22 protein-coding genes are annotated in these 19,305 nt (G+C 69.2%); 1 reads left to right on the top strand and 21 read right to left on the bottom strand.

Going from position 1 to position 19,305, the window contains the following annotated elements; translation table 11 throughout:
* From QM595_RS13190 to QM595_RS13090, 21 genes are all read right to left on the bottom strand, one after another.
* On the bottom strand, positions 1–879 hold an 879-nt coding region (locus tag QM595_RS13190; RefSeq protein WP_415172023.1), incomplete at its 3' end, for an acyl-CoA dehydrogenase family protein.
* A gap of 45 nt (positions 880–924) precedes the next feature.
* Positions 925–1,656 (bottom strand): hypothetical protein, encoded by a 732-nt coding sequence (locus QM595_RS13185; RefSeq protein WP_415172022.1) that lies wholly within the window; start codon positions 1,654–1,656, stop codon positions 925–927.
* A 23-nt stretch (positions 1,657–1,679) separates the two neighbouring features.
* Entirely contained in the window at positions 1,680–2,105 is a 426-nt protein-coding gene (locus tag QM595_RS13180) for an acyl-CoA thioesterase (RefSeq protein WP_415172021.1), read from the bottom strand.
* Positions 2,105–3,415 (bottom strand): hydroxyacid-oxoacid transhydrogenase, encoded by a 1,311-nt coding sequence (locus QM595_RS13175; protein WP_415172020.1) that lies wholly within the window; start codon positions 3,413–3,415, stop codon positions 2,105–2,107. The genes QM595_RS13180 and QM595_RS13175 overlap by 1 nt, the downstream gene beginning before the upstream one ends.
* A gap of 82 nt (positions 3,416–3,497) precedes the next feature.
* On the bottom strand, positions 3,498–4,139 hold the full coding sequence (locus QM595_RS13170; protein WP_415172019.1) for a helix-turn-helix domain-containing protein: 642 nt from the start codon (positions 4,137–4,139) through the stop codon (positions 3,498–3,500).
* Between the two features lie 17 nt (positions 4,140–4,156).
* Positions 4,157–5,374, bottom strand: a complete 1,218-nt coding sequence (locus QM595_RS13165) for an allantoate amidohydrolase (RefSeq protein WP_415172018.1) — start codon at positions 5,372–5,374, stop codon at positions 4,157–4,159.
* Complete coding sequence (locus tag QM595_RS13160) at positions 5,371–5,763, bottom strand: HutD family protein (protein ID WP_415172017.1); 393 nt, start codon at positions 5,761–5,763, stop codon at positions 5,371–5,373. The genes QM595_RS13165 and QM595_RS13160 overlap by 4 nt, the downstream gene beginning before the upstream one ends.
* A 2-nt stretch (positions 5,764–5,765) precedes the next feature.
* Positions 5,766–6,947: an NAD(P)/FAD-dependent oxidoreductase gene (locus QM595_RS13155; RefSeq protein WP_415172016.1), complete on the bottom strand. Its 1,182-nt coding sequence runs from the start codon at positions 6,945–6,947 to the stop codon at positions 5,766–5,768.
* A complete protein-coding gene (locus QM595_RS13150; RefSeq protein WP_415172015.1) occupies positions 6,947–8,281 on the bottom strand; it encodes an FMN-binding glutamate synthase family protein in 1,335 nt (444 codons plus the stop codon). Before QM595_RS13150 ends, QM595_RS13155 begins: the two co-directional genes overlap by 1 nt.
* Before the next feature lie 14 nt (positions 8,282–8,295).
* Positions 8,296–8,994, bottom strand: coding sequence for a hypothetical protein (locus tag QM595_RS13145; protein WP_415172014.1), 699 nt, complete (start codon positions 8,992–8,994; stop codon positions 8,296–8,298).
* Positions 8,991–9,914: a hypothetical protein gene (locus QM595_RS13140; RefSeq protein WP_415172013.1), complete on the bottom strand. Its 924-nt coding sequence runs from the start codon at positions 9,912–9,914 to the stop codon at positions 8,991–8,993. The genes QM595_RS13145 and QM595_RS13140 overlap by 4 nt, the downstream gene beginning before the upstream one ends.
* A 20-nt stretch (positions 9,915–9,934) precedes the next feature.
* Positions 9,935–11,263, bottom strand: coding sequence for a type III glutamate--ammonia ligase (gene glnT, locus QM595_RS13135; protein WP_415172012.1), 1,329 nt, complete (start codon positions 11,261–11,263; stop codon positions 9,935–9,937).
* Positions 11,264–11,425: 162 nt separating this feature from the next.
* A complete protein-coding gene (locus QM595_RS13130) occupies positions 11,426–11,764 on the bottom strand; it encodes a P-II family nitrogen regulator (RefSeq protein ID WP_415172011.1) in 339 nt (112 codons plus the stop codon).
* Positions 11,764–13,068, bottom strand: coding sequence for an ammonium transporter (locus QM595_RS13125; protein ID WP_415172010.1), 1,305 nt, complete (start codon positions 13,066–13,068; stop codon positions 11,764–11,766). The genes QM595_RS13130 and QM595_RS13125 overlap by 1 nt, the downstream gene beginning before the upstream one ends.
* Positions 13,069–13,079: 11 nt before the next feature.
* The gene (locus QM595_RS13120; protein WP_415172009.1) at positions 13,080–14,174 is read right to left on the bottom strand and encodes a heme-dependent oxidative N-demethylase family protein; all 1,095 of its coding nucleotides are present in this window, start codon (positions 14,172–14,174) and stop codon (positions 13,080–13,082) included.
* A 9-nt stretch (positions 14,175–14,183) separates the two neighbouring features.
* Positions 14,184–15,185 carry a PDR/VanB family oxidoreductase gene (locus QM595_RS13115; RefSeq protein WP_415172008.1) on the bottom strand — a complete coding sequence of 334 codons (1,002 nt, stop codon included), beginning with the start codon at positions 15,183–15,185 and terminating at the stop codon, positions 14,184–14,186.
* Positions 15,182–15,718, bottom strand: coding sequence for a dimethylamine monooxygenase subunit DmmA family protein (locus tag QM595_RS13110; protein ID WP_415172007.1), 537 nt, complete (start codon positions 15,716–15,718; stop codon positions 15,182–15,184). The genes QM595_RS13115 and QM595_RS13110 overlap by 4 nt, the downstream gene beginning before the upstream one ends.
* Complete coding sequence (locus QM595_RS13105) at positions 15,715–16,707, bottom strand: heme-dependent oxidative N-demethylase family protein (protein WP_415172006.1); 993 nt, start codon at positions 16,705–16,707, stop codon at positions 15,715–15,717. Before QM595_RS13105 ends, QM595_RS13110 begins: the two co-directional genes overlap by 4 nt.
* Complete coding sequence (locus tag QM595_RS13100) at positions 16,704–17,645, bottom strand: PDR/VanB family oxidoreductase (protein ID WP_415172005.1); 942 nt, start codon at positions 17,643–17,645, stop codon at positions 16,704–16,706. The genes QM595_RS13105 and QM595_RS13100 overlap by 4 nt, the downstream gene beginning before the upstream one ends.
* Positions 17,642–18,061, bottom strand: a complete 420-nt coding sequence (locus QM595_RS13095; RefSeq protein WP_415172004.1) for a dimethylamine monooxygenase subunit DmmA family protein — start codon at positions 18,059–18,061, stop codon at positions 17,642–17,644. Before QM595_RS13095 ends, QM595_RS13100 begins: the two co-directional genes overlap by 4 nt.
* A 154-nt stretch (positions 18,062–18,215) precedes the next feature.
* Positions 18,216–18,581, bottom strand: coding sequence for a cupin domain-containing protein (locus QM595_RS13090; protein ID WP_415172003.1), 366 nt, complete (start codon positions 18,579–18,581; stop codon positions 18,216–18,218).
* 392 nt (positions 18,582–18,973) lie between these two features.
* On the opposite strand from QM595_RS13090, the gene QM595_RS13085 reads away from it, so the two are divergent.
* Positions 18,974–19,305 (top strand): tyrosine-type recombinase/integrase (locus QM595_RS13085; protein WP_415172002.1); only part of this gene is annotated, 332 nt, incomplete at its 3' end.

Below are 19,305 nucleotides of genomic sequence, written 5' to 3'. Positions count from 1 at the left end.
CTGGGTGAACAGCTCGGCCAGCAGGAACTTGTTGTGCTGGAACTGCCCGATGGCCTGCCCGAACGCCTTGCGGTCCTTGGCGTAGGCCAGCGTCTCGACCAGGATCTGCTTGGCGTGCGCGATATTGGCCACCGCACAGGAGAGCCGCTCCTGGGGCAGCTTCTGCATCATGTGGATGAAGCCCAGGTTGAGCTCGCCGATGATCTCGGCATCGGTGACCCGGACGTTCTCGAAGAACAGCTCGGCGGTGTCGGACTCGTCCATGCCGACCTTGTCCAGCTTCCGGCCGCGCGAGAAGCCTTCCTTGGACGCCTCGATGCCGAACAGCGTGATGCCCTTGGCACCCTTCTCCGGGTCGGTGCGCACCGCGGTGACGACCAGGTCGGCGGAGTAGCCGTTGGTGATGAACGTCTTGGAGCCGTTGATCACCCACTCCTCGCCGTCGCGCACCGCCGTCGTCTTCAACGCGGCCAGGTCGGAGCCACCGGAGGGCTCGGTCATGCCGATGGCCAGCAGGATCTCGCCGGAGGCCACCCCCGGCAGCCAGCGCTGCTTCTGCTCCTCGGTGCCGAGCTCGACGAGATAGGGGGCGGTGATGTCGGAGTGGATGCCGACGCAGGTCGGGAATGCGGCCGACACACCGGCGAGCTCCTCGGCCAGCACCGCGTTGAAGCGGAAGTCGTCGGCGCCCGCGCCGCCGTACTCCTCGGGGATCGCCAGTCCCAGGAAGCCCTGCGAGCCCGCCTCGAGCCAGAACTCACGCGGCAGCGCCTTCGCCGCGAGGTACTCGTCGTGGTGCGGGATGACCGACCGCTCCAGCCATTGCTTGACCGAGGCGCGGAAGTCCTCGTGGTCCTCGTCGTAGATGTCGCGCTTCATGGCGCGCAGTCTACGCGCGGAGTTACCGGCCCGTAGCCCCGCGACTCAGCCCAGGGTGGAGAGGTCGAGTGCGTCGGTCGGCGGGTTCACCTCGACCGGCTCGTTCTGGCCGGAGAAGGTCATCTGGCCCAGCGTGCTGCTCGTCATCTGCAGCAGGTAGTGCGGCTCGGTGGCCGCCACCGTCGCGGTGATCGGGGAGACGTCCTGGTCCTCGCCGCTGCTCACGGTGACCACCGGGCTGCCGTCGAGGAGGTCGGTGCCGACGACCTGGTCGGCGCCGCCGCCGCTGGCACCCTCGTCACCGAGGTCGGCCTTCAGCTGGTCGACGAACGCGCCGAGGTCGCAGATCTCGGCCATCCCGCCGGCGTCGCCGTCGAAGCCCGTCACCCACTGGTCGGCGAGCGTTGCGCCGGCGTCGTCCCCGGTCAGCGTGCTCCAGCCGGCGGCGTCGCCCTTCATCCAGAACTGCTGGCCGTCGCTGAGCACCTGGAAGCTGCCGGCGGCCAGCTGCATCACGCCGGAGCAGCGGCCGTCGGTGTCGACGGCCAGGTCGAGGCCGACGTTCTCGCCGCTCTCGACGGTGGCGCCGGTGATCCGCAACGAGGTCAGCTGGTCGTACGACGCCAGCACGTCCGACCAGATCTGCCCCACCTCGGTCGCGGCATAGTCCTTCGCGGTCTGCTCGGCCTCCTGGCGGGCCTTGGCCGCCTCGTCCTCGCTGCATCCCGTCAGGCCGAGCGCGACCATGACGGGCACCGCAAAGTAAAGAAACCTCATAGCGGGGATGATGCCAGACGGCCCTATCCGGTCAGCTCGGCCATCGCGGTGCGCAGCGGCTCGGGGATCTGCGTCGGCCGCCGGGTGACCCGGTCGACGAAGACGTGCACGAAGTGGCCGTGGGCGGCCGCCTGGTCGTCGTCCTCGGTGAAGACGGCCAGGCCCCAGGTGACGGCGCTGTTGCCCAGCCGGTCGATCCGCAGCCCTACCCGCAGCCGATCGGGGTAGGCGACCCCGGCGTGGTAGTGGCAGCCCGACTCCACGACCAGCCCGATCGCCGTACCGCCGTGGATGTCGAGGCCGTGGTCGATCAGCCAGGCGTTGGCGACGGTGTCGAAGTAGCTGTAGTAGGTCACATTGTTGACGTGGCCGTAGATGTCGTTGTCGTCCCAGCGGGTGCCGAGCTCGACGATGTGGGGGTAGTCGGCGAGGCTCGGCCGGTCGGCCATCACCAGCTCCTCAGCGCGGCCCGGAAGATGGTGTCGAGCTCCGCCTCGGCCACCGGCGCCGGCGCATTGTCGAGCAGCCGGCGCTGCGGGGCCGCGCCGTGGACGAGGTCGGGTACGTCGTCGAGGGTGTAGCCGACGCCGCCGATGCCGTTGGGCGCGCCGATGTCGCGCATCAGCTCGCCGACGGCGGTGGCAATCACCTCGCCGGCGTCGGCCGGCGTGGCGTCCGAGACGTCGGCGCCGAGCAGCCGGGCGGCCTCCAGGTGCCGCTCCGGGCTGGTCGGCGCGAGGATCCGGAAGGCGGCCGGGGCGTTGACCGCGACCGCGAACCCGTGCGGCACCAGGGGCTGGTCCTGCGGATAACCGGCGGGCCGGTAGTCGCGGACCCGGCCGGCCACCGCATAGGCCATCGCGTGCGGGACGTGCACGCCGGCGTTGCCGAACGCGATCCCGGCGAGCGTGGCCGCCCACATCATCGCGTGCCGTGCCTCGGCGTCGCCGGCGACCGCTCCGCGCAGCTGCCGGCCGATGATGGTGATCGCCTCGCGACAGCCCAGGTCGCTCCACGGGTTGGCGCCCTGGCTGGCCGGACGCGCCGTCGGCGGGCGCGGCGCCGGCCGGCTGGTGTAGAGCCGGGCGGTCAGCGACTCGACCGCATGGCAGAGCACGTCGAGGCCGCTGGCGGCGACCACGTCGGCCGGGAGCGTGGCCGTCACCCGGGGGTCGACGACCGCCTCGGTCGGCCGCAGCATCGGCGAGGAGACACCGGTCTTCGCATGGGCGTCGAGCAGGTCGAAGATCGCGATGCCGGTCACCTCGCTGCCGGTGCCGCTGGTGGTCGGACAGGCGAGGTGGGGCCGCAGCGGCCCCGGCACCGGTACGCCGCCGCCGAGCGGGGCGTTGACATAGTCGAGCAGGGTGCCGGGGTGGCTGGTCAGCAGGTTGGCGATCTTGGCGGTGTCGATCACCGAGCCGCCGCCCACCGACACGAAGGCATCCGGCCCGACCTCCCGGGCCCAGTCGACCGCCGAGCCGACCGAGACGTCGGTCGGCTCGACCAGCACCTCGTCGAAGACGACCACCTCCAGCCCGGCCGCGCGCAGCGAGCCGTGGGCGTCGTCGTACCACTCCGAGCGGCGCAGCCGCGGATCGGTGAAGAGCGCCACCCGGCCGCCGTCGCGGAGCCGGGCGGCGACCCGGGGGCCGATCTCGTGAAGCGAGCCGTCTCCGAAGGTCACCCGCGAGGCGTCGACGGTGAAGGACGACTCCAGGCCGGCCTCGGACGCGGCATGGTCGGGACACGATGACATCTGAACCTCCTGACCGGGGAGCATATTGCCTACCGTCACCGACAGTCCGCAGGGTGGTCGGGTTCCGGCGCGACGGGCTGGGTCACAGGGTGTCGGGAAACGCGATCACCGAGAGAAAGGTGATCGGGACCGTGACCAGTTCGAGGGGCCCGTGCGCACCCTCGCCGTCGAACTGGAGGGAGTCGCCGGGAGTGAGGGCGTACTTCTCTCGTCCGTGTCCGTAGACCATCTCGCCCTCGAGCATGTAGATGAACTCGGTGCCCGGGTGCTGGAAGAGGGGGTTGACCTCACTCGCCTCGTTCAGGGTGACCAGGAGGGACTCCAGACGCTTGTGCTCTCCGGGCAGGGACCCGAGCAGCCGATACTCATGGCCGCGCTGGGTGCCGCGGCGCACGATCGGCGCGCCCTGCCCCGCAGAGACGAACGACGCCGGGCGGTCGCTCTCCGCGCCGCGCATCAGCGTGGTCACCGGTACGTCGAAACCGCGGGCCAGGAGGGCGAGGGTCGAGAGGCTGCACGAGGTCTGGGCGTTCTCGATCTTGGAGAGCATCGCCTTGGAGATGCCGATCCGCGTCGCCATCTCGCCCACCGACAGGCCGTGCTGGGCCCGCAGTCGCTTGACGTTGCCGCCGATCGCGGCTTCGAGTTCGAGGACCGAGCCGTCATCCTCGGGGTGTCGTTCGCGCGCCGTACCTTCGTTGCGGCGCAGGACCTCTTTGTTCACCCGTTCACGGTAACGGGTCAGTGTTTCCTGTCAGTGTCCTTGAGGAGATCCTCCAGGCAGTCGGCGAGAGCAGCCGCCCCGGTCTCGGCATCGGGGTCCTCGACGTACTCCGAGGGCGCGTGAGAGACGCCGGTGGGGTTGCGGACGAAGAGCATGCCGGTGGCCACGTGGTCCTTCAGCACCCCGGCGTCGTGGCCCGCGCCCGTGCCGAGCACCGGCGCTTCGGGGAGTACGGCGCTGAGCCGGTCGCGCAGCGCCGGGTCGAAGTCCACGGTGGGGCTGAAGGACTCCTCGGACACGAGTGCCGTGCAGCCTTCCTCGGCCGCCAGTTCCCGGGCGCGGGTGCCGATCTCGTCGACGAGGTAGCGGGTGAGTCCGTCCTCGGGATGGCGAAGATCGAGCCAGAGGTCGACGCGCGAGGCGATGACGTTGGTTCCGCCCGGCACCGGCACCAGCCGGCCGACGGTCGCCCGCGCGTCCGGGATGCCGCTGGCGACGCTGCGAACCATGCAGACGACGTGTGCGGCGGCGACCATCGGGTCGTGGCGATCGGCCATCAGGGTGGTGCCGGCATGGTTGCCCTCGCCTGCGATCGAGATCCGCCAGCGGCCGTGGCCCAAGATGGAGGAGCCGATCGCCACCGGCTGGTTCAGGTCGACCAGGCCCCGCCCCTGCTCGACGTGGAGCTCGAGGAACGTCCCGATCCGGCGTAGCGCGGCGGGGTCACGGCCGAACCGGGTCGGGTCGAGGCCGTTCGCCCGCGCGACCTCGGCGAGGGTGAGGCCGTCGGGATCCCTCAGCGCGAGTGCCTTCTCGGGTGCGATGGCGCCGCTCAGCAGTCTCGACCCGAGGCAAGCGATGCCGAAGCGGGATCCCTCCTCCTCCGGGAAGACCGCGATCGCCCGAGCGCCGGTGGCGCCGCGATCGCGGAGCTGGTCGAAGGCGACGAGTGCCGAGGCGACGCCGAGGGGGCCGTCGAAAGCCCCGCCACCGGGCACGGAGTCGAGGTGGGACCCGGTGACCACGGCACCGTCCGCTGGGTCTCCGTCCCACGCCCAGATGATGCCGTTGCGGTCGGTTTCAACCTCGAGGCCGCGTGACGACGCGGCGCCGACGAACCATTCGCGCAGGGTCGTCTCGGCGGCTGAGTGGACCGGGCGGCTGTAGCCGCCGCGGACGGGATCCCGCCCGATGTCGGCGATCTGTGCCATCAGGCCGGAGACGGTCTCGGTCATCGGATCTCCTGGATGTGTACGTCGGCGGTGTCGTCGTGAAGCACCACGGCTGCGGTGAATCGCCCCCTGCGGGTCATGACATTGAGCGCTCGGGTCGGCGCGGCCAGCCTCACCGCGACGGCTGCCTCACCCGGGAAGACGACGGACTCCCGGGCGTCGAGCCCGATGTCGGCGCCGTCGATCGTCAAGGTGAGCGGCGCGAGCGGGGTGAAGTGACGAATCAGCCCGGGGAAGCGCGAGAAGTCGGCGTCGTGGACGAGGTCGGCGATGCTGATCCGCCACAGCGTCTCGCCTCCTCCGTCCACCTCGTGGTGCAACTCGCGGGTCGCTCCGCCCCCGTTGCGCCACGGAGCGGGCGCAACGCAGACCGGGTCCAGTGAGATGTGCACGCCTAGCGCATCTGGCCGGCGCCGACGTAGGGGTGCAGGCTGTTGAGGGGCTTGCCCTCCGCGAACCGCTCGTAGCGGAAGTCGCAGGCGGGCACGTCGGCGTGGGTCGAGTCGCCCTCGAAGACGAGATCGGCCACGAGGTCGCCCACCGCGGGCGAGATCTTGAAGCCGTGGCCGGCGAAGCCCGCGGCCAGGACGAGGCCGACGGGGCCGACGGGGGCGATGACCGGGTTCCAATCGGGCAGCACGTCGTAGACGCCGGCGTAGGTGTGGGTGACAGACGGGTCGGGGAAGCCGGGGAAGCGGTGCATCACCTTCTCGGCGTACCTCTCGATGCTCGCCTCGGCGGCGATATTGGAGTAGTTGTCGATGTCGACGAACTTCCCGGCGAAGTCGGAGTGGTCGGAGTTGCCGACGAGGAACTGGCCGGCGCCCTCGAGCCGGCAGTACTGCAGGCTGACCAGGTCGGAGACGACGGGCAGGTTCGGCAGCGGCTCACCGGGGTCGACGATGATCAGCTCGGAGCGGTAGGCCTCGACCGGCAGCGGGATCCCGAGGTCCTCCATCAGCTGCTTGCTCCACCAGCCGGCGGCGACCACGACCAGGTCGGCCTCGACGACCTCGCCGGTGGCGAGCTCGACGCCGGTGACCTTCTCGCCGTCGGTGAGGATGCGGGAGACGGGCGTGTTCTGCCGGATTCGGGCGCCGTTCGCACGGGCGACCTGACCGAAGTGGAGGGCGAGCTGGGTCGCATCGGCGAAGCCGCCCCGGGGCTCGTACGACGCCAGCGCGACGTCCGAGACCTCCATCATCGGCCAGAGCTCCTGGAGGCGATCGGCGCCGATGAGCTCGACGTCGATGCCGAGGCTCTGGTGCATCTCGGTGTTGGCCTTGAGCGCCTCGACGTTCTCCTCCCCGACGATCACCGTGTAGCCGACCTGACGGAAGCCGACCTCGTCGCCGAGCGCCTCGAAGGTCGGGAGGCTGTGCCACGCCATCGCGGCGATGGACGGTACGCCGTAGTGCATCCGGACGATGCCCGAGGACTTGCCCGTGCCACCCGACGCGAGCTGCGAGCGCTCGAGGACCACGACCTCGGAGAGACCCCGCTCGGTCAGCGCACGCGCGATGGAGAGACCGATGAGACCACCACCGACGACGATGGCCTTGGTGGGGGCGGCCATCAGAGCGCGCCGCCCTGAGTCCAGCCGGGGATCCACGACGTACCCGCGAGCGGCACCCGTGCCATGGCGGCGGCCTCGATCGAGATCGCGACCAGGTCCTCGGGCTCGAGGTGGGTGACGTGCGCCTTCCCGCAGGCTCGCGCGACCGTCTGCGCCTCCATGGTCAGGACCCGCAGGAAGTTGGCGATCTTGCGGCCACCCACCTCTGGGTCGAGCCGTGCTTGCAGCTCCGGTTCCTGCGTGGTGATGCCGGCAGGGTCCTGACCGGCCTGGAACTGGTCGTAGAAGCCGGCCGCACTGCCGAGCTTCTCGTACTCGGCGGCGTAGGCGGGGTCGTTGTCGCCCAGGGCGATCAACGCGGCGGTGCCGATCGCCACCGCGTCAGCGCCCAGAGCCAGACACTTGGCGACGTCGGCACCATTGCGGATGCCGCCGGAGACGATCAGCTGGACCCCGTCGGGCTTTCGGTGAACGCCGAGCTCCCGAAGCGCCTGCACGGCCTGCGGGAGCGCGGCCAGCGTCGGGATGCCGACGTTCTCGATGAAGACGTCCTGGGTGGCGGCGGTGCCGCCCTGCATACCGTCGACGACGACGACGTCGGCGCCGGCGTGCACGGCCAGCTTGACGTCGTAGTAGGTGCGCGAGGCGCCCACCTTGACATAGATCGGCTTCTCCCAGTCGGTGATCTCCCGGAGCTCGTTGATCTTGATCGTGAGGTCGTCGGGGCCGGTCCAGTCGGGGTGCCGCGAGGCCGAGCGCTGGTCGATGCCCTGGGGCAGGTCGCGCATCCCGGCGACCCGTTCGGACACCTTCTGGCCCAGCAGCATCCCGCCTCCGCCGGGCTTCGCGCCCTGGCCGAGGACGATCTCGATCGCGTCGGCGCGGCGCAGGTCGTCGGGGTTCATGCCGTAGCGGTTCGGGAGGTACTGGTAGACGAGGTGCTTGGAGTGACCACGCTCCTCCGGTGTCATGCCGCCATCGCCCGTGGTCGTCGACGTGCCGGTCTCGCTGGCGCCGCGTCCCAACGCCTCCTTCGCGTTGGCGCCCAAGGCTCCGAAGCTCATCCCCGCGATGGTCACCGGGATGTCGAGGTGCAGGGGGAACTTGGCGTTGCGCGCACCGAGGACGACGTCGGTTCCGCACTTCTCGCGGTAGCCCTCCAACGGGTAGCGGCTCATCGAGGCGCCCAGGAAGAGCAAGTCGTCGAAGTGAGGGAGCGGCTTCTTGGCTCCCCAGCCACGGATGTCGTAGATGCCCGAGTTCGCAGCACGCTGGATGGCGGCGATCGTGGTGCGGTCGAACGTGGCCGACTCGCGCAGGTTCCAGTTGGTCATCGCTGTCTCCGGTGTCAGTACGTGTTGTCGGCGTGGAAGTGGTAGAGCGTGCGGGCCGAGCCGTAGCGCGTGTAGGCCGACAGATCGTCCTCGCCGTACCCGGCGGCCTTGAGCAGACCGCCCAGCTCTTCGAGGTGTTCGGGCCGCATCTCCTTCTCGACACAGTCGGCGCCGAGTGACTTCACGGTGCCGCGCACGTAGAGGTGAGCCTCGTACAGTGAGTCGCCGAGCGCGTCGCCGGCATCGCCACGGACGACGAGAGTCCCCTTCTGCGCCATGAAGGCGCTCATGTGGCCGATCGAGCCGCCGACGACGATGTCGATGCCCTTCATCGAGATGCCGCAGCGCGCGCCGGCGTTGCCGTCGATGATCAGCAAGCCCCCCCGACCGGTCGCGCCGGCCGATTGGGATGCGGACCCCGTGACGTGGACGACGCCACTCATCTGGTTCTCCGCGAGTCCCTGGCCGGCGTTGCCGTTGATGGTGATCTCGGCCTGCTTGTTCATCCCGGCGGCGAAGTAGCCGCAGTGGCCGTTGATCGTGATCTTCACCGGTGCGTCCACGCCGACGGCGACGTTGTGCGCGCCGAACGGCTGGTCGATGACGAACTCACCCGCGAGGCCGTCGGCATGGAGCGCCTGGTTGACCTCGCGCAGGCTCGTGGTCGTGAGGTCGTACGTCGTCACGGCGCCTGCGGCGACCTGGCCACTCACGCGCTGACCTGCTGCTTCGCGTCGGTGCGGCTCCAGTGGTAGATGACCTCGGGCTCGGGCTCCCAGATCCGGGCATCCTCGATCCCGGGGAGGTGGGCGATGGCCCGGAACTCCGAGGCCATCGCGACCCAGTCGTCGGTCTCCGCGATGACTGCCGGCTTGCAGGCGATCGCGTCACGCACGACCGCGAAGGAGTCGCGGTTGGAGACGAGCAGCGTGTAGAAGCCGTCGAAGGTCTCCGTCAGGTCGGTCAGCGCCTCGTCGACACCCTTGCCCTCCTTGAGCTCCTGGGCAACGAATCGGGCACCGACCTCGGTGTCGTTCTGGGAGTCGAACTCCTGACCGGCGGCGATGAGGTCCCTGCGAATCGAGGCGTGGTTCGAGAACGAGCCGTTGTGGACCATGCACTCTCCCGGCCCGACGGCGTACGGATGAGCACCCGACGAGGTGACGGCGGACTCGGTGGCCATCCGGGTATGGCCGACGCCCTGCCATCCGGTGGCGTCACGCAGACCCCACAGCTCGGCGAGCTCCTTCGGTGCGCCAACGCCCTTCAGCACCGCGAGGTCCTCCCCGAAGCCGCCGACGAGCGCGTGCGGGTACGCCGCCTTGGCAGCCGCCAGCAAGATCTCGGAGTCGACCTCGGCGCTGGCGAGGACCACATTGTCCACGACCGTGGTCGTCACCTCACGACCCGTCGAGCCAGTCAGGGTCGCGGCGACCTCCTCGGCGGCGACGTCGATGTCGACGAGCGAGATCGTGCCGCGACCGGCGGGAGACCACTGCTCGTTGCCGTAGACCGCAATGCCCGCGGAATCCGCGCCGCGGTCCTCCATCTCGCAGAGCATGCCGGCGAGCAGCTCACCGAGTCGGGGATAGAGCTCAGGGTTGCGCAGGTGCAACCCGACGATTCCGCACATGTGTGTCTTCCTTCTCTGGCTCAGAACGCGGTGAGGTAGCGGTCGATCTCCCACTGGGCGACCGAGGCGTGGTAGGCGTAGAACTCCTTCTTCTTGAGATCCGCGAAATAGTCGGCGACGCCCGGTCCGGCCGAGTCGAGGGTCGCGGTGACGACCTCGTCGGCTTCGAAAGCCTCGACCGCATGGGCGAGCGTGGCGGGGAACGGCGTCTCGGGACCGGTCCCGATCGGGCCGAGCGCGAGACCCTGCTCGATGCCGGCGAGGCCGGCCCCGACGGCCGCGGCGATGGCCAGGTAGGGGTTGGCTGCGCCGTCTCCGCCGCGAAGCTCGATTCGCTGGGTGTCGGGGATCCGTACGTAGTGGGTGCGGTCGTTGCCGCCGTAGGTCGGCAACCGCGGCGCCCAGGTCGCGCCGCTGGCGCTGGACGCGACGGCCCCGGTGCGCTTGTAGGAGTTGACCGTCGGGGCGATCACCGCCTGCAGGGCGGCCGCGTGCTCGAGGATGCCCGCGACGAAGGAGTAGGCGGTCTCGGAGAGGCCGAGGCCCACGGTGTCTCCCTCGGCGTCGCCTCGGGGGAACAGCGCGGTCTCGCCCGTGGTGTCACGCAGCGAGAGGTGGAAGTGGAGGCCCGAGCCGGTGCGGTTCGCGAACGGCTTGGGCATGAAGGTCGCGATCATGCCGCGCTCCTTGGCCATCACACTGAGCAGATAGCGCAACGTGATGACGCGGTCCGCCGTGGTCAGCGCGTCGGCATAGGTGAAGTTCTGCTCGAACTGGCCGTTGCCGTCCTCGTGGTCGTTGGCGTAGTTGCCCCAGCCGAGGGTGTTCATCGCCTGCGAGATCGCGGCCAGGTGCTCGAACATGCTGGTCACGCCGCGAGCGTCGTAACAGGGTTGATCGGCATCGTCGGTGTCGTCCGCGGTGACCAGGGTGCCGTCGGCCAGTCTCTTGAGCAGGAAGTACTCCACCTCGGCTCCGGCGTAGGCGCTGAATCCTGCCTCGCCCGCCTTGGCCAGGATCGACTTGAGGATGACGCGCGGCGCGAACGGCCACGGCTTCCCCTCGACGTGCGGGTCGCAGTGAACGAGGGCGAGGCCCTCTTTGACGAACGGGATCGGCGTGAAGGACGACGGGTCGGGGACCGCGATCAGGTCGGGGTCCTTCGGCGTCTGGCCGATCGCGCCGACGGCGTACCCGGCGAAACCGGCGCCATCCTCGACGAGTTGGTCGATGGCCTCGACAGGCACCAGCTTGGCGCAGGGCTTGCCGTTGAGGTCGACGAACAGGGCGAGGATGAACTTCGTGCCCGACTCGGCACAGAGCTCGACGAGCCCGCGAGCTTCGGTCATGGTTCTCTCCTGAGTTTTTGTTCACTCTTGTGAATCAATGATTCATAAGAGTAGACAGCCTTGGGTTTCGGAAATGTTTCGAGCTCATGAGTTTTTCCTGGGCCTGCGGGCCCGCGGCGGGGGCTGAAGGGGCGGCCGGTCACCCGGCCGCCCCTCGCGCTCTCAGATCGCGGCCAGGCCGCGATCGCCTGTCCGGACGCGGATCACCTCGTCGACGGAGAGCACCCAGATCTTGCCGTCGCCGACCTTGCCGGTGTTGGCGATGGCATCGATGGCGGAGACCACAGGCTCCACGTCGTCGGCAGAAAGCACGATCTCCAGCCGGACCTTGGGCACCAGAGTGACCTGGTACTCCGCACCGCGGTAGATCTCGCTGTGGCCCTTCTGGGCGCCGAAGCCGGAGACTTCGCTGGCCGTCCCTCCGCTGATGCCCAGGGTCTGCAGGGCTTCGACGACGTCGGCGATCACGTAGGGACGCAGGATGGCGACGAGCAGCTTCATCAGTGGACCTCCTCCGGCTCGCGGGTGAGCGCGGCGAGCACGCTCGGCTGGCCGCCGACCGAGTGGATGTCGTACGCCGTCTCCGCGTGCAGCGCGAGATCCAGGCCACCGAGTTCAGTCGCCTCGTCGACACGGAGGCCGATGGTCTTGTTGAGCACCCAGGCAATAGCGAAGGTGACGACGAACGAGTAGCTGCAGGTCGCGACGATGCCGATGAGCTCGTGTCCGAGGATCTCCCAGTCTCCGCCGAACAGGATGCCCTTGATGCCAGCGGGGGCAGTCTCGGCCGCGAAGAGGACGATGCACAGCGTGCCGGCGATGCCGCCGAGACCGTGGACGGCGAAGGCGTCGAGCGTGTCGTCGATCTTCAGCTTGTTCTTCAGACCCAGGGTGAGGGCGACCACGACGCCCGCCACGATGCCGACGCCGAGGGCGCCCAGCGGCTTCATGGTGTCGGCCGAGGGGGTGATGCCGACCAGGCCGGCGACCACGCCGGTGATCATGCCCAGGAGCGTGAAGCGCCCCTCCTTGAGCCGCTCGACAACTCCGAACCCGAGCATGCCGGCGCACCCGGCCAAGAGCGTGTTGTTGATGACCACCTGGGTGAGGAAGGTGGCTCCGAAGGCACAGCCGCCGTTGAAGCCGAACCAGCCGAAGAACAAGATGCCGCCGCCGAGCATGACCAGCGGGAGGTTGTGCGGCCGTTCCGGACGTCCCTTCCGCTTGCCGAGCACGAGGGCAAGGGCCAGCGCGGCCACGCCGGAGTTCATGTGGACGGCCGTGCCGCCGGCGTAGTCGTGGATGCCGACCTTGCCGTAGAGCCAGCCCTCGGCGTTGAACACCCAGTGCCCGACGACGAAGTAGTCCAGCAACAGCCACAGCACGGCGAACGCGATCCAGCCGCCGAACTTCATCCGGCCCGCGCCTCCCGAGGCGACGATCGCGACGGTGATCGCCGCGAACAGGATGAAGAAGGCGTTGAACCACGCGCCTTGATAGCCGGCGGAGCCGTCATCGGTGACGAACCCCCCGAGACCGATGAAGTCCGCCGGATTGCCGATCAGGCCGAGGTCTCCGGCGCTGGGCCCCGAGAGCAGGCCGTATCCGACGATCACGTAGAGGACGGCGGTGACGGCCAGGGTGGAGAGCACCATCGCCATCATGTTGAGGGTGTTCTTCACCCCCATCATCCCGCCGTAGTAGAGGGCGAGCCCGGGGAACATCAACAGCACCAGCGCGAAGGCGGCGATGAGCCACGCCAGGTCGGCGTGGAGGCCGGCCTGCTCGGCAATCGTCGGATCCATGTGTCCTTCTTTCAATCGAGGGAGGGTGGAGCGACGTCGCTGTCGCGGAGGTAGGCGACCATCTCGGGTATCAGGTCGACGAAGCCCTTGTAGGTGGCCAGATCCTCGGGAAGCTCCGCGAGGATGTCGGCCAGTTGCCCGGCATATGCCGGGTAGGCGCGGACCTCGGCGAGCGAGGCCATGAACGTACGGATGTTGAAGGTGACCGCACCCGACATGGGCAGGCGGATGAAGTGCTCCAGCTCGATCCGGAACTGGCAGTTCTCGATCGCCTCGCCAGCGGCGCGTGCCTGGTCCATGTCGCCACCCCAGTCGGGGAGGGACTCCAGGGCGATGTCGAACTTTCGGGTGGGCGAGGCCGCGATATTCCAGTTCACCCGGCGGAAGACCTGGTCCGCCGGCAGCCGCTTGAGAAACTGCTCGGCCCGAGCGGTCATGCCCGATCCGGTCATCCGCGGCACCGGGCCGTGGATCTCGTACATGTCCATGCCCACGTCGAAGCTGACCGACCACGCCGCGGCGAAGGTGACGGCGCCGGCGTCGAAGTGCAGCTTGCCGTCGCGTTCGCGGACCATGAGGAGGTCGTCGGGGACCTCTCGGGCGAGGAACTCCAGCGGCCCGCAGGGCAGCGTGGACTCCTCGCCCAGGACGAAGGACTGGTCGGTGCCGAGCAGATCGTTGCGCCAACGGAAGGCGTCGGCACGGCCCTCGACGTTCTCCTCGAGGTGCATCAGCTCGGGGTAGCTGAGCGACAGGTCGCGGACGTAGTAGAGCAGGAGGTCCCAGCAGGCCACCTCCATGCCCGGCAGGACCTTGACGCGGGCAGGATCGGCATCGAGGACGGCTCGGCGCTCGGCCATGATCAGCGGGTACTCCGCACCACCGAGGTCGACGATATGGCGCCCCCATTCACCGGCGAGGGTCTGGCGCGGGACCCGGGCCTGGTCGACGTTGACGGAGTAGCGGAACGCCGAGTACCCGTCGGGGAAGGGCCAGGGCAGGCCAGCCATGTGGTCGATTGGCTGGCCGAGGTAGGCCCGCACCGACGCAGTGTCGAGTGGCGCGATGGTGCTGAAGTCGGTGCGGGGTTCGCGGGTCGTCGTCATGGTGGGTCCTCACAGCCCCACTTCGATGTCGCGGCCCCGCGAGACGCAGGCCATGAGGTCGGCTGCCGCTTCCCTCTCCGCTGCGGTGAGGACGAAGTCGCGGTGCTGCAGGGACTTGGCGGTGCGGACCGGGATGCGGCATTCGCCGCACACGCCCTGCTTGCACAGGTAGTTGACCCGCACCCCGGCCTGGAGCAGGCCATCGAGCAGCGAGACGCCGCTGGGGATCTCGAGGCTCTGGCCGGTGGAGGCGACGGTCACGGTGAAGGGGTCGCCCGGGTCGAGGTCGGGTGCGACGAAGCGCTCCAGATGCACGCGCCCGGCCGGCCAGCCGGCCTGGCGCGCCGCCTCCTCGTAGGCCTCGAGCATCGCCGGCGGGCCGCAGGCGTAGGCGTGCGTGCCGAACGGCTGCTCGGACAGCAGGGCGTCCAGTGCGGCTCGGGTGTCGTCGGCCGTGGTGGCCTCCACGAGGCGGATCTCCTGGCCCGCCAAGGTCAGCAAGTCCTCCAGATGGGCCTGGTGCCCGGGCCGGTAGGAGTAGAGGATCGTGGCACTTCGCCGAGCCCGCTTGAGCGCGCGGGCGTGGGAGAGAACCGGCGTTACCCCGATGCCGCCGGCAACCAGCAACGAGTGCTGCTGGTCGTGAACCGGTGGGAACATGGACCGGGGGCCCTCGACGTCGAGCAGGCCACCGACGGTCAGCTTCTCGTGCAGCCAGACCGAGCCACCGTCACCGTCGGGCAGCCGCAGCACCGAGATCTCGTAGCTGCGCGGGTTGAGCCCGTCGCCGGTGAGCGAATAGGCGTTGCGGCGGCCCTGCCCGGCGTCCACGACGAGATGGCTCCCCGGCTCATAGCCGGCCAGCGGCTTTCCGGCCGGGTCGGCGAGCACGACGTGGAGGATCCGGTCGGTCAGCCGTTCCAGCGCGACGACCTCGAGCGGCCTCCTCGCAAGCGCATAGGCCGGGTGCTGATGCCCGACGTACTCCTCGGCACGCCGGGTCTGCGTCATGGCCTCTCCCCGGAGTAGGAGGCGAGGAAGGCCCCGAGCTGAGACGCCAGGTGCTCGTGGACCTCCAACGGCCGCGCACACGTCGTACATGTCGAAGCCCCGCCTGGCATGGTGACGGCCCGGAAGATCGTCTGGCAGTGGGCACAGAAGACCGGGATCTCGGTGAAGTCGGTGACGAAGCGGCGCACCTCGGAGTCCAGGGCACCACGCCGACGCAGCACGGCGAGGGCCTGGAGGATGTCGAACTGGCCGCCCACGATCATCACTCGGACCCCGGTGCGCGCTCTGTCCACGAGACTCTCGACGGTGGCCAGATCCTCGGGGCAGTCGATTCTGTCGACGACGCCGAGAGTGGTCGGGCCGATTCCCTCGGCCTCCTCCACCCAGGCGCGCGCCACCGCGGCGGTGGCCGGATCGCCACCGAGAGCAAAGACGAGGAAGCTGGACCCGGCGGTGTCGACCGGCTCGGGCTGCTCCGGCCACGTCGGCAGGGACGGGACCTGCGGCGGAATCCGTTCGGCGAGGGTCGTCACGGTGCGGCCGCCTCGAGCCATGCCGCCGCGCGGTCCTTGTACTTGATGATGCCCTTGTAGTCGGCCATGTCCTCGGGAAGCTCGGCCAAGACCTTGGCCGCGCGCTCCCGCCAGGGTTCGACCTGGGCGAGTGCCTCGAGCGGCATCAGGAAGGTCCGGATCAGGAACATGATCGCGCCGGAGTCCGGGAGCCGGATCAGGTGCTGTACCTCCACCCGCAGATGGACCAGTCGGCCGAAGGTCTCGTCGTCGACGAGCTGGATCATCTCCCGGTCCGGCCCCCACTCGGGGTAGGTCTCGGTGGAGACGTCGAGGCGCCTGCCGATGGTCATCGTCCAGTTCGTCCGCCGATACGGGGCGTGCGGCTGCAGCCGCATCAGGAACGAGTGGGCCCGCGTAATGATCCGCTCGTCGCGAATCCGTGGCACCGGACCGTGGATTTCGAGGAAGCTCATGCCGACGTCGAAGCCGAAGCTCCAGTCGGCGGCGAACGTGACGACGCCCGCATCACCGTAGAGCTGCTCGCGCTGGTCGAGCAGGACGATGTCCTCCTGGACCTGGGAGGAGACCCAGCGGAGCGGCTCGTCGGGCAGGGTCGAGTCGTCGCCGTAGGTGAAGGTCAGGTCGTCGCCGGTCAGGCTGTTGTGCCAAGCCCACCGCAGCTCGCCGACCTCGGCGAGGGTGAAGTGCTGCGGATAGGCGGTCGCGAGCTCGCGCAGCAGGGTCAGGCACGCATCCCAGGCGGCCGGTCGCATGTGCGCAAGGACCGCGTGCCTGCTCGGGTCGCGTTGCAGGATCTCGCGGCGCTCCGCGAGCTCGGCGCGGTAGTGGGCGTCGACGGTCACCAGGGACTCACCCCATTGACCGAGGGCCGTGAGGGTGAGGGAGCCAGCGGGTTCGACATTGGTGCTGTAGCGGTAGGCGTCGCCCACGTAGGGATAGGGGAAACCTGCATAGGCCTCCAAGATCGGTTCCGGGATCGCAGTCACAGAGCCACCTCCAGGATGGGACCCTCGGCCCGCGAGACGCATGCCATGACGGCGTCGCCGCCGGCCTTCTCGTCGTCGGAGAGAAAGAGATCTCGGTGGAGCGGCGTACCGCCGGTGACCGGCAGGCGGCACTCGCCGCACACTCCTTGGCGGCAGAGGTTCGGTACCTCGATGCCGGTTGCCTCCAGCGCTTCGAGCAGGCTCGTCCCGCTCGGCACCTGGACTGTGGCTCCACTGGCGGTGAGCCTGACCTCGAAGGGCTCGCCCGGTCCGAGGGAGTCCAGGGAGAAGCGCTCGAAGTGGAGCCGTGACTCAGGCCAGCCGAGCTGCGTGCCAGTGTCGAGGACGGCGTCGATCATCGGGCCGGGCCCGCAGACGTAGAGGTGCGTCCCGATCGGCTGATCCACGAGAACCTCCCGGAGTCGCGCCATGAACTCCTCCGCCCCCGCGGTGAAGAGCTCGGCCCGGGGGTCCAGCTCGAGAATGTCCTCGATGTGCGCGCCTGCGCCTTCGCGGAAGGTGTAGAGGACCTGGACGTCTCGGCCCCACTGGGCCGCGGCGCGCAGGTGCGACAGGATCGGCGTAATGCCGATGCCTCCCGCGATCAGCAGATGCTTCGAGGCCCGCGCGATCGGCGCGAAGGCGCTGCGGGGCATGCGCGCTCGGACGACATCGCCGAGCGAGAGCTTGTCGTGGACCCAGGCCGATCCTCCGTTGCCGTCGGCCACGCGAAGCACGGAGATCGAGTACGACCGCGGCGCGGTGCCGGCACTGGTGAGGCTGTAGGCGTTGATGCGGCCCCCGGCATCGATCGCGAGGTGGCTGCCAGGGACGAAGGCGGGCAGCGATCCACCGTCGTGCGCCTCGAACACCACGGTGCGCACACCGGACACGGCGTCATCGATCGCGGTGACGACGAGGTCGAGATCGAACGTCACTGGGTCCCTCCTCCGCCGCCCGGGAGCTTCTCGGCGTCCTCCTGGAAGCCGAGGAAGTGCCCGCTACGCCGGGAGACGTGGTAGTAGACGTGCAGGCCGAGGCCGCAGCCGGCACACGGCACGACCGCTCCGATTGCCGCGACGGCCACCGTGGTGTGCCGACAATGCGAGCAGTAGATCCGGACCGGGCCGGACCCGACCGGGACCACGGTCATCTCGTCATCCTCGACACCGGCCTCGTGCAACAGCCCACGCAGGACGAGGGCGTCGCCCGCCGGCGCCGCCACCGCAGCCCGCATTCCGACGCGGGCCGCGGCCACAGCGCCGCGGACCGATGCCGAAACCTCCGCGGCGGTAGCCGCGGTGAGCAGGTCGGCAGGCGTCGGCGCGACCGCCTCGGCCCAACCGGCGGCCACCTCCGCGCCAGCCTCACCGACCCCCACCAAGAGCCAATGCCTCGCAGGCGCGTCGCTGGGCACCCCCGCCGTCGGCGGGGCAGGTGCTCGCTCAGGATCGGTGGCCCACCTGGGAACACTCGTCGTGGCGTAGGCGGTCATCGGAGCGAACCGGTCAGAGCGCGTCGGCCTGGCGCGTGCCGACGTAGAAGGCCAGCGCGTAGTCCGGCGTCGTGAAGTTGATCCGGGACCCGGCCGGGAAGAAGATCGCGTCCCTCTCCTTCGCCACGACGGTCTGGCCGGTGTCGACGTTCTCGAAGGTGAACTCACCCTTCAGGACGATCTTCATCTCGTCGTAGGTGTACTCGTAGAGCAGGGGCTCGTCGGTGTGGTTGAGCTCGAAGTATCCCGAGCACATGGTCGAACCCTGCGGGTTCTCGTAGACATCGCCGATGTAGCCGTCTCCGGCGTGCTCGGTCATCGGCGGGAGGCTCTTCCAGGCGTCGGCAGTGACAAGGAAGGTGGGCGCGGTGACGGTCATCAGAGGCTCCAAACTGGAGGAAACAACGTTTCCTACAAGGAGACTCAATGGATGTTTCGGCCGTATGACAATGGGTTGAATCTCTTGAGACGACGTCTCCTGTGGCTATTCACATCGCGGTAACAATCGAAGCCTGGGTCAAGGAAGCCTCCGAGAAGTGGGCACCCACCACCGTCAAGGTCAAGTTCGTCATCGTCCGCTCGGTCTTCCGGGCCGCACTCGCAGACCGAGTCAATCGAAGCCGACCCATGTCTCGGAGTCGCCCTGCCACGTCGCCGCAAGGCCGAGGCCGCGACGCAGATACCGACCGTCGAGGAGGTCGGCAGGCTGCTGATTCATGCCAACAGCAACCGGGTCTCGGCCCGCAAGGGGTTCCGGGCCTACGTCGCCCTGTGCGCGTTCGCCGGACTCCGCAAGGGCGAGGCCCCGACGCCGCCTCGGACTCCTGGCTGTTCACCGTCGGGGACGAGCCGATGTACGACAACGACATCACCTGGCGCTGGCGAGCCACCCGCGACTCAGCCAAGCTCCCCACCGTCCGGCTCCACGACCTGCGCCACTTCTATGCCTCCGGCCTCATCGCCGCAGGCTGCGACGTCGTCACCGTCCAGCGAGCCCTCGGCCACTCCACCGCCACGACCACGCTGAACACCTACAGCCATCTGTGGCCGACCGCCGAGGACCGCACCCGCGCCGCCGCCAGCGGCCTGATGCAGGAAGCCCT

Origin of the sequence: Nocardioides sp., from assembly GCF_047607185.1 — a bacterium.
GTDB lineage: Bacteria > Actinomycetota > Actinomycetes > Propionibacteriales > Nocardioidaceae > Nocardioides.
This window is presented reverse-complemented; position numbering and strand designations above follow the sequence as displayed.

What these genes read in the sequence shown, in the direction of transcription:
- QM595_RS13185 (WP_415172022.1), bottom strand. Translation starts at nt 1,656, where the DNA reads ATGAGGTTTCTTTACTTTGCGGTGCCCGTCATGGTCGCGCTCGGCCTG.
- QM595_RS13180 (WP_415172021.1), bottom strand. Translation starts at nt 2,105, where the DNA reads ATGGCCGACCGGCCGAGCCTCGCCGACTACCCCCACATCGTCGAGCTC.
- QM595_RS13175 (WP_415172020.1), bottom strand. Translation starts at nt 3,415, where the DNA reads ATGTCATCGTGTCCCGACCATGCCGCGTCCGAGGCCGGCCTGGAGTCG.
- QM595_RS13165 (WP_415172018.1), bottom strand. Translation starts at nt 5,374, where the DNA reads ATGACCGAGACCGTCTCCGGCCTGATGGCACAGATCGCCGACATCGGG.
- QM595_RS13155 (WP_415172016.1), bottom strand. Translation starts at nt 6,947, where the DNA reads ATGGCCGCCCCCACCAAGGCCATCGTCGTCGGTGGTGGTCTCATCGGT.
- QM595_RS13150 (WP_415172015.1), bottom strand. Translation starts at nt 8,281, where the DNA reads ATGACCAACTGGAACCTGCGCGAGTCGGCCACGTTCGACCGCACCACG.
- QM595_RS13140 (WP_415172013.1), bottom strand. Translation starts at nt 9,914, where the DNA reads ATGTGCGGAATCGTCGGGTTGCACCTGCGCAACCCTGAGCTCTATCCC.
- glnT (WP_415172012.1), bottom strand. Translation starts at nt 11,263, where the DNA reads ATGACCGAAGCTCGCGGGCTCGTCGAGCTCTGTGCCGAGTCGGGCACG.
- QM595_RS13130 (WP_415172011.1), bottom strand. Translation starts at nt 11,764, where the DNA reads ATGAAGCTGCTCGTCGCCATCCTGCGTCCCTACGTGATCGCCGACGTC.
- QM595_RS13125 (WP_415172010.1), bottom strand. Translation starts at nt 13,068, where the DNA reads ATGGATCCGACGATTGCCGAGCAGGCCGGCCTCCACGCCGACCTGGCG.
- QM595_RS13120 (WP_415172009.1), bottom strand. Translation starts at nt 14,174, where the DNA reads ATGACGACGACCCGCGAACCCCGCACCGACTTCAGCACCATCGCGCCA.
- QM595_RS13115 (WP_415172008.1), bottom strand. Translation starts at nt 15,185, where the DNA reads ATGACGCAGACCCGGCGTGCCGAGGAGTACGTCGGGCATCAGCACCCG.
- QM595_RS13090 (WP_415172003.1), bottom strand. Translation starts at nt 18,581, where the DNA reads ATGACCGTCACCGCGCCCACCTTCCTTGTCACTGCCGACGCCTGGAAG.